Raw genomic sequence first — 8,146 nt, forward strand, 5'->3', positions numbered from 1 at the left:
GGGCAGAGCCCCCGGCAACGGCGCCACACGCCCCCCGGCGCTCAGCCCGCCGCGGCGGACCCCGTCAGGCGCCCGGCCAGTGGCTTGCGCGCGGCGGGGATCACCAGCGGCGTCCCCGTCTCCGGGTCGTCGATGATCTGGCAGCGCAGCCCGAACACCTCCTCCACCAGCTCCGCCGTGACCACCTCGGCCGGCGGACCCTCGGCGACGATCTTGCCGCCCCGCATCGCGATCAGGTGCGTGGCGTACCGGGCCGCGTGGTTCAGATCGTGCAGCACCGCCACCAGCGTCCGCCCCTGCGTCTCGTGCAGCTCCGCGCACAGGTCCAGCACGTCGATCTGGTGCTGGATGTCCAGGTACGTGGTCGGCTCGTCCAGCAGCAGCAGCGGCGTCTGCTGCGCCAGCGCCATCGCGATCCACACGCGCTGCCGCTGCCCGCCCGACAGCTCGTCCACCGACCGGTCCGCGAGCTCGGCGACCCCGGTCGAGGCCATCGACTCGAGGACGATCCGCTCGTCCTCGGGCGACCACTGCCGCAGCAGCCCCTGGTGCGGGTACCGGCCCCGCGAGACCAGGTCGGCGACGGTGATCCCGTCCGGCGCGATCGAGGACTGCGGCAGCAGGCCCAGCGTCTTGGCGACCTTCTTCGCCGGCATCGACCCGATGGCCTGCCCGTCCAGCAGCACCTGCCCGGCGGACGGCTTCAGCATCCGCGACAGGGCCCGCAGCAGCGTGGACTTGCCGCACGCGTTGGGTCCGACGATCACCGTGAAGGAGTGGTCGGGGATCTCCACCGACAGGTTCTCGGCGATGACCCGCTGCTCGTAGCCGAGGGTCACGTTCTGCGCGGTCAGCCGCTGCACCTGCGTACTCCTTGAGTTGCTCGTATCCGTGCTCATATACGTCCCGCCCTGCGCTCGGTGACGAGCAGCCAGAGCAGGTAGACACCGCCGACCAGCCCGGTCACCACACCCACCGGCAGCTGGTCGGCGCCGAAGGCGCGCTGCGAGGCCCAGTCGGACACGAGCAGCAGGACGGAGCCCATCAGCGCGCCGGTGAGCAGGTTCGAACCCGGCGAGCGGGTCAGGCGCCGGGCCAGCTGGGGCGCGGCCAGGGCGACGAAGGAGACGGGCCCGGCGGCCGCGGCGGCCGCGGTGGTCAGCAGGACGGCCGCGAGCATCAGCAGCATCCGCGTGCGCTCGACCCGTACCCCGAGGGCGTACGCGGCGTCGTCGCCCATTTCCATCATCCGCAGGGCCCGGCCCTGCCCGAGGACCAGCGGGAACAGCACCGCGCAGGTCCCCAGCAGGGGCCAGACCTGGCTCCAGTCCCGGCCCGCGAGCGAGCCGGTCAGCCAGACCATCGCCCGGGTGGCCTCGACGAGCTGGGCCTTGGTCAGCAGGTAGTTGATGACGGCGACGAGCATCGCGGAGACGCCGATGCCGACCAGCACCAGCCGGTAGCCGTGGATGCCCCGCTTGTACGACAGCAGGTAGACGAGGACGCCGGTGAGCAGCCCGCCCACCAGCGCGCCCGCCGCCACCTCGGTCGCACCGCCCTTGAACAGGACGATCACGATGAGCGCGCCGACCGAGGAGCCGTAGCCGAAGCCGAGCAGGTCCGGGGAGCCCAGGGGGTTGCGGGAGACGGACTGGAAGACCGAGCCGGCCATGCCGAGGGCGGCGCCCACCAGCAGCGCGACCAGCACCCGCGGCAGCCGCAGGTCGTTGACGATGAAGTCGTGCGCCGGGGTGCCGTTGCCCAGCAGGGTCTGCACGACGTCCCACGGCGCGATCTCGAAGTCGCCGGTGCCGATGAGCACGACGCCCATCGCCAGCGCGGCCGCGGTGAGCAGCAGCCCGACCGCCAGCGCACGCGGCTCCATCCGCAGGGACAGCCCGCCGGGGCCGCGCAGGGCACGGGATCCGGGCTTGTCCGCCCGAAGGTCGACGCTCACAGCTGGGCCATCCTCTTGCGCCGGACGAGGTGGATGAAGACGGGTCCGCCGATCAGGGCGGTGACGATGCCGACCTGGAGCTCGGCGGGCCGGGTGACGACCCTGCCGATGACGTCCGCGCCCAGCAGCAGCACCGGCGCGAGGACCGCCGAGTAGGCGAGCACCCACCGCATGTCGGGCCCGGTGATGATCCGCACCAGGTGCGGGATCATCAGCCCGATGAAGACGATCGGTCCGCAGGCGGCGGTCGCCGCCCCGCACAGCAGGGTGATGGCCACCATGGCGCCGATCCGGGTCCGCGTCAGGTGGGCGCCGAGGGCCCGCGCGGTGTCGTCGCCCATGGCCATCGCGTTGAGCGGCCGGCCCAGCGACAGCGCGATCACCGCGCCCACCAGCAGGAAGGGCGCGACCTGCCGGACGGTGTCCATGTTCGCGGAGGCCAGCGAACCCACGGTCCAGAAGCGGAGCTTGTCCAGCGCCTTGCTGTCCATCAGCTGCACGGCGTTGATGTAGCCGACCAAGGCCGCGCTGGCCGCCGTACCGGCGAGCGCGAGGCGCACCGGTGTCGCGCTGCGGCTGCCGCCGAGCACGTAGACCACGACGGACACGACGGCGGCGCCGAGGAAGGCCCACCACACGAACTCGCCGAGCGAGGAGGCCCCGAGGAACGTGATCGCCGAGACCACGGCGGCCGCGGCGCCCGCGTTGACGCCGAGGATGCCGGGCTCGGCCAGCGGATTGCGGGTCAGCGCCTGCATCACCGCACCGGACAGGCCGAGCCCGAGCCCGACCATCAGCCCGAGGAGGGTGCGCGGGACGCGCAGATCGCGCACCACCACGTCGGAGGGCGTCCCCGCGTAGTGGAACAGGCCGTGCCAGACCTGGTCGAGGGGCATCTGCCTGGCGCCCACGGCGATGCTCGCCACCGCGATCAACGCCAGCACCGCAAGGGCGCCGAGCAGACCGGCGGCGCGCGCCGCATGGCGCGGGCGGACGGCGGCGACCGGCGCCGCGCTCTGTTCGGGGGGACTCTCGACCAACACGGAAGTTAGGTTAGCCTACCCTGCTCCCGATCTTGTCTTCGGGATCCCCCGGGGCCTCACAACCCGATCCGGGCCAGCGCCTTCCCCGCGTCCAGACCGCACGAGCCGTCCCCCGCCTGCGTCCAGGCCGCCGCGCACAGCGCCCGCAACCCGTCGACGGAACCGTCCGGATCCCCCTCGCCCCGCAGCTCCAGGACGCCCGCCGCGGCCACCGCGGTCCACCCCCCGCAGCGGAAACCCTCCCCGGCCGCCACGACCTCCGGCTGACCCGTCAGCAGCCCGCGCAGGTCCCGGTCCACGTACGTCGGCCGGTGCCGCGGCTCGGCCCGCAGCAGCTGCGCCGCGTCCGTCACCCCGGTCAGCACCAGCAGCGAGTCCACCTCCCCGTTGAAGGCCCCCTCGATGTCCGTGTCCAGCCGGTCACCGACCACCAGCGGCCGCTCCGCCCCGGTCCGCAGCACCGTCTCCCGGTGCATCGGGGGCAGCGGCTTCCCCGCCACCTGCGGCTGCGCGCCCGTGGCGATCCGTACGACCTCCACCGCGGCCCCGTTCCCGGGCCCGATCCCGCGCGCCCCCGGAATCGTCAGATCGGTGTTCGACGCGAACCACGGCACCCCGCGGTGGATCGCGTACGAGGCCTCCGCGAACCGCGACCACGGCAGATCCGGTCCCCCGTACCCCTGGACGACCGCCGCGAGGCCCGCCTCGTCGGCGGACTCCACCGGCACCAGCCCCCGCTCGCGCAGTGCGACCCGCAGCCCCTCGCCGCCGATCACCAGCACCTTCGACCCCGGCTCCACCTGCTCCGAGATCAGCCGGGCCACGGCCTGCGCCGAAGTGATCACCTCGCCGGCCTCGGTCGGGATGCCCAGCTCGCCCAGGTGCTCGGCAACCGCGTCGGGAGTGCGCAGCGCGTTGTTCGTGACGTACGCGAGGTGCATCCCGCCGGCCCGGGCGGCGGCGAGGGACGGCGCCGCGTACGCGATGGCCTCGCCGCCCGCGTACACGACACCGTCCAGGTCCAGCAGGGCCGTGTCGTACGCCTGGTGCAGGCTGCGCTCGCTGCCCGCCGGACTCGTCCTGCTCTGCCGCGTCATCCTGTCGGCTCCCTGTCCGTTCGGTCCTCGATCGACCTCGGTTGCATTTGCGCCGAGGTCTTCCTCACCCGATCATCCCGCATCGCGAGACGCGTCTTACCATGCACCAATGACCACATCTGGTACCGCGGACGACGGGCTGCGCCTGATCCCCTTCCATGGACTGCGCTACGTCCCGGAGCGTGTCGGCAGCCTGGCCGCCGTCACCTCACCGCCGTACGACGTGGTCGTACGCCCCGACGGCGTCGACCACCTCGAGTCCGCCGACCCGCACAACATCGTCCGCCTGATCCTTCCGCAGGCCGACACCCCCGCCGCGCGCAACGAACAGGCCGCGCGCACCCTGCACGACTGGCTCGCCAAGGGCGTCCTCAGCGCCGACCCCGAGCCGGCGCTCTACGTCTACGAGCAGCGCAAGGGCGGCCTGCTCCAGCGCGGCCTCATCGGCGCCCTCGCCCTCACGCAGCCCGACGCGGGCATCGTGCTCCCGCACGAGGACGTCATGCCGGACGTGGTCACCGACCGGGCCGGCCTGATGCGTGCCGCGTCGGCCAATCTCGAGCCCCTCCTCCTCACCTACCGCGGCGGCGACCCCGCGGCCGGCGCGGCGGAGGTCGTCGAGCGGACCGCCGGGGGCCCGCCCCTGCTGGCCACCACCACCGAGGACGGCTTCCGGCACCGGCTCTGGGCCATCACCGACCCCGCCGACCTGGCCGCCGTCACCGCCGACCTGGGCCACCGTCAGGCCCTCATCGCCGACGGACACCACCGCTGGGCGACGTACCTGCGCCTCCAGGAGGAGCACCAGTCCCCCACCGCATGGGACTTCGGCCTCGTCCTGCTCGTCGACACGGCCCGCTACCCGCTCCAGGTCCGCGCGATCCACCGGATGCTGCGCCGCCTCCCGCTCGCGGACGCCCTGGCCGCCGTCGAGGGCCGCTTCCGGGTCCGCCCGGTCGAGGGCCCGCTGCCGCTCGCCCTGGAGGCCCTCGCCGACGCCGCGGAGCGGGGCAACGCCTTCCTGCTGACCGGCGACGGGACCTTCCACCTGGTCACCGACCCGGACCTGGACCTCCTCGAGCGCACCGTACGCCGCGACCGCCCCGAGGCCTGGCGCCGGCTCGACGCGACCGTCCTGCACGCGACGCTCCTCGACGCCCTGTGGCAGATCCCCGACACCCCCGACCAGATCACGTACATCCACGACGCGGCGGCCACCGTCGCCATGGCCGAGCGCCACGGCGGCACCGCGGTCCTACTGCACCCCGTACGGGAGGACGTGGTCCGGGACCTGGCCCGCCAGGGCGTCACGATGCCCCGCAAGTCCACCTCCTTCGGCCCGAAGCCGGCCACCGGCCTGGTGCTGCGCAGCCTGGACTGACCCCGGACGCGAAAAAGGGCGGTACCCCCGGAGGGGTACCGCCCTTTTTCAGTCGATCCGGTTCAGCGCTCAGCCCTTGTCGCGGGCCTGGTCCTGCTCGTCGTCCCGGTCCTCGTCCTCGACGACCACGATCTCGTCGGTGACGTCGACGTCGGCGTCCGCCTCGGACCGCTCGAGGGGCTCGTACTCCTCGTCGTCCTCGTCGTAGTACTCGGCCTGGTCCGACGCGCGCTCGGCAGCAGCCACCTCGGCGGCATCCTGCTCGTCGTCCTCGTCGTCGATCTCGTCCGGCTCATCGCCGACGAGCGCGTCGACGAACTCGACCCCGTCCAGCTCGGCGAGCCGGTCGGAGGCGTCCATCGCGCCGTCCTTGTCCGCCTCGACCGTCTTGGCGAACCACTCGCGCGCCTCGTCCTCACGGCCGGCCGCCAGCAGGGCGTCGGCGTAGGCGTACCGCAGACGCGCGGTCCACGGCTGGATGGAGTGGGAGGCCAGCTCCGGGCTCTGCAGGGTCACGATGGCGGCTTCGAGCTGCCCCATGTCCCGCCGCGCACCGGCGGCGACCAGGCGCATCTCGACCTGGCCGGCCTTGTCCAGCTTCTGCACCTCGGGCTCGCCGGCCATGGCCAGCGCGCGCTCGGGGCGGCCCAGGCCGCGCTCGCAGTCGGCCATGACGGGCCACAGCTCGACGGATCCGGTCATGCGCTTGGCGGCGCGGAACTCCGCGAGCGCCTCGCTGTACTTCTGCGTGGCGTACGCGGCGAAGCCGGCGGCCTCGCGCACGGCGGCGACGCGGGAGGCCAGGCGCAGGGCGATGCGCGAGTACGCGTACGCCTGCTCCGGGTCCTCGTCGATCAGCCGGGCCACCATGACCAGGTTCCGGGAGACCTCCTCGGCCAGACCCTTGGGCAGGCTCAGGAGCTCCTGGCGGACATCGGCGTCGATCTCGAGACCGGTGACGTCCTCGTCGATCGGAAGCCGCTTGACCGGGTCCCGGTCGCGGTCCGCACGGTAGTCGCGGTCGCCGCCGCGGTCGTCACGGCCGCCACGGTAGCCACCGCGGTCGCCACCACGGTCATCGCGGCCGCGGAAACCGCCACGGTCTCCACCGCGGTCGTCGCGGCGCGGGTAGGACGGGCGGTCGCCGCCACGGTCGTCACGGCCACCGCGGAAACCACCACGGTCGTCATCACGGCGCGGGTACGAAGGACGCCCACCACGGTCGTCGTCGCGACGCGGGTACGAGGGACGCTCGCCCCGGTCGTCGCGACGGAAGCCGCCGCCGGAGGGACGCTCACCACGGTCGTCACGACGCGGGTAGGACGGGCGGTCGCCACCGCGGTCGTCACGGCCACCGCGGAAACCACCACGGTCGTCATCACGGCGCGGGTACGAAGGACGCCCACCACGGTCGTCGTCGCGACGCGGGTACGAGGGACGCTCGCCCCGGTCGTCGCGACGGAAGCCGCCGCCGGAGGGACGCTCACCACGGTCGTCACGACGCGGGTAGCTCGGACGGTCGCCACCGCGGTCGTCACGGCGGGGGTAGGACGGGCGGTCGCCACCGCGGTCGTCACGACCGCCGCGGAAACCACCACGGTCGTCGTCGCGACGGGGGTACGAGGGACGCTCGCCCCGGTCGTCACGGCGGAAGCCGCCGCCGGAGGGACGCTCACCACGGTCGTCACGACGCGGGTAGCTCGGACGGTCGCCGCCACCGCGGTCGTCACGACGCGGGTAGGAGGGACGGTCCTCGCGGCCGCGGAAGCCGCCACCGGTGGGACGGTCGCCACCGCGGTCGTCACGGCGGAAACCGCCGCCACCGCCGCCGGAGGGACGCTCGCCACGGTCATCGCGGCGGGGGTAGGACGGGCGGTCGCCGCCACGGTCGTCACGGCCACCGCGGAATCCACCACGGTCGTCGTCGCGACGCGGGTACGAAGGACGCCCACCACGGTCGTCATCACGACGCGGGTAGGACGGGCGGTCGCCACCGCGGTCGTCACGGCGGAAACCGCCGCCACCGCCGCCGGAGGGACGCTCGCCACGGTCATCGCGGCGGGGGTAGGACGGGCGGTCGCCGCCACGGTCGTCACGGCCACCGCGGAATCCACCACGGTCGTCGTCGCGACGCGGGTACGAAGGACGCCCACCACGGTCGTCATCACGACGCGGGTAGGACGGGCGGTCGCCACCGCGGTCGTCACGGCGGAAACCGCCGCCACCGCCGCCGGAGGGACGGCCACCGCGGTCGTCACGGCGGAAACCGCCGCCGGCGCCGGCACCGCCACCGGTCGGACGGCCACCGCGGTCGTCGCGGCGGAAGCCGCCACGGTCACCGCCACGGTCGTCACGGCCCCCGCGGTAGCCGCCCCTGTCACCGCCGTCGTTGCGCCGAGGCTCGCGCTCCGGACGATCGTCGGGAGAGTTGGACATGGGTGTGACTCCTGTCTTCGGGGTACCGCTAGTCATTCTCGCGCAACCAACCCATGGCCGCGCTTCGGCGTAAAAAGGTGAAAAACAAAAAGGACCCTTGGTCCAGCGTTGAACGCTGGACCAAGGGTCCTTTGAAAGATTGTTCGGCGGCGTCCTACTCTCCCACAGGGTCCCCCCTGCAGTACCATCGGCGCTGAAAGGCTTAGCTTCCGGGTTCGGAATGTAACCGGGC

At 73.3% G+C, this 8,146-nt stretch carries 7 protein-coding genes and 1 rRNA gene; 1 reads left to right on the plus strand and 7 read right to left on the minus strand.

What is annotated here, in order from left to right; all coding sequences use genetic code 11:
• Positions 1 to 41 precede the first annotated feature (41 nt).
• The 4 genes from ACFYXK_RS31755 to ACFYXK_RS31770 all read right to left on the minus strand — a co-directional run bounded on the left by ACFYXK_RS31755 (position 42) and on the right by ACFYXK_RS31770 (position 4,097).
• Positions 42 to 899, minus strand: a complete 858-nt coding sequence (locus tag ACFYXK_RS31755; protein WP_389414291.1) for an ABC transporter ATP-binding protein — start codon at positions 897 to 899, stop codon at positions 42 to 44.
• Positions 896 to 1,885, minus strand: a complete 990-nt coding sequence (locus ACFYXK_RS31760) for a FecCD family ABC transporter permease (protein ID WP_389414299.1) — start codon at positions 1,883 to 1,885, stop codon at positions 896 to 898. The genes ACFYXK_RS31755 and ACFYXK_RS31760 overlap by 4 nt, the downstream gene beginning before the upstream one ends.
• Positions 1,886 to 1,953: 68 nt before the next feature.
• Complete coding sequence (locus tag ACFYXK_RS31765) at positions 1,954 to 3,000, minus strand: FecCD family ABC transporter permease (RefSeq protein ID WP_389414292.1); 1,047 nt, start codon at positions 2,998 to 3,000, stop codon at positions 1,954 to 1,956.
• A gap of 56 nt (positions 3,001 to 3,056) precedes the next feature.
• The gene (locus ACFYXK_RS31770; RefSeq protein ID WP_389414293.1) at positions 3,057 to 4,097 is read right to left on the minus strand and encodes an HAD hydrolase-like protein; all 1,041 of its coding nucleotides are present in this window, start codon (positions 4,095 to 4,097) and stop codon (positions 3,057 to 3,059) included.
• 109 nt (positions 4,098 to 4,206) lie between these two features.
• On the opposite strand from ACFYXK_RS31770, the gene ACFYXK_RS31775 reads away from it, so the two are divergent.
• Entirely contained in the window at positions 4,207 to 5,478 is a 1,272-nt protein-coding gene (locus tag ACFYXK_RS31775; protein ID WP_389414294.1) for a DUF1015 family protein, read from the plus strand.
• Positions 5,479 to 5,547: 69 nt separating this feature from the next.
• Here the strand turns inward: ACFYXK_RS31775 and ACFYXK_RS31780 are convergent, their stop codons facing one another.
• From ACFYXK_RS31780 to rrf, 3 genes are all read right to left on the minus strand, one after another.
• Positions 5,548 to 6,396 carry a tetratricopeptide repeat protein gene (locus tag ACFYXK_RS31780; protein WP_389414300.1) on the minus strand — a complete coding sequence of 283 codons (849 nt, stop codon included), beginning with the start codon at positions 6,394 to 6,396 and terminating at the stop codon, positions 5,548 to 5,550.
• A complete protein-coding gene (locus ACFYXK_RS31785; RefSeq protein WP_389414301.1) occupies positions 6,393 to 7,832 on the minus strand; it encodes a hypothetical protein in 1,440 nt (479 codons plus the stop codon). The genes ACFYXK_RS31780 and ACFYXK_RS31785 overlap by 4 nt, the downstream gene beginning before the upstream one ends.
• Before the next feature lie 223 nt (positions 7,833 to 8,055).
• Positions 8,056 to 8,146, minus strand: a 5S ribosomal RNA gene (rrf, locus tag ACFYXK_RS31790); the annotation flags it as partial.

The sequence above is a fragment of the Streptomyces sp. NPDC002209 genome (assembly GCF_042890265.1).
Classification (GTDB): domain Bacteria; phylum Actinomycetota; class Actinomycetes; order Streptomycetales; family Streptomycetaceae; genus Streptomyces.

Bases quoted from the DNA above. Each gene is read 5' to 3' on its own strand.
- ACFYXK_RS31755 (WP_389414291.1), bottom strand. From the start codon at position 899: ATGAGCACGGATACGAGCAACTCAAGGAGTACGCAGGTGCAGCGGCTG.
- ACFYXK_RS31760 (WP_389414299.1), bottom strand. From the start codon at position 1,885: ATGGAGCCGCGTGCGCTGGCGGTCGGGCTGCTGCTCACCGCGGCCGCG.
- ACFYXK_RS31770 (WP_389414293.1), bottom strand. From the start codon at position 4,097: ATGACGCGGCAGAGCAGGACGAGTCCGGCGGGCAGCGAGCGCAGCCTG.
- ACFYXK_RS31775 (WP_389414294.1), top strand. From the start codon at position 4,207: ATGACCACATCTGGTACCGCGGACGACGGGCTGCGCCTGATCCCCTTC.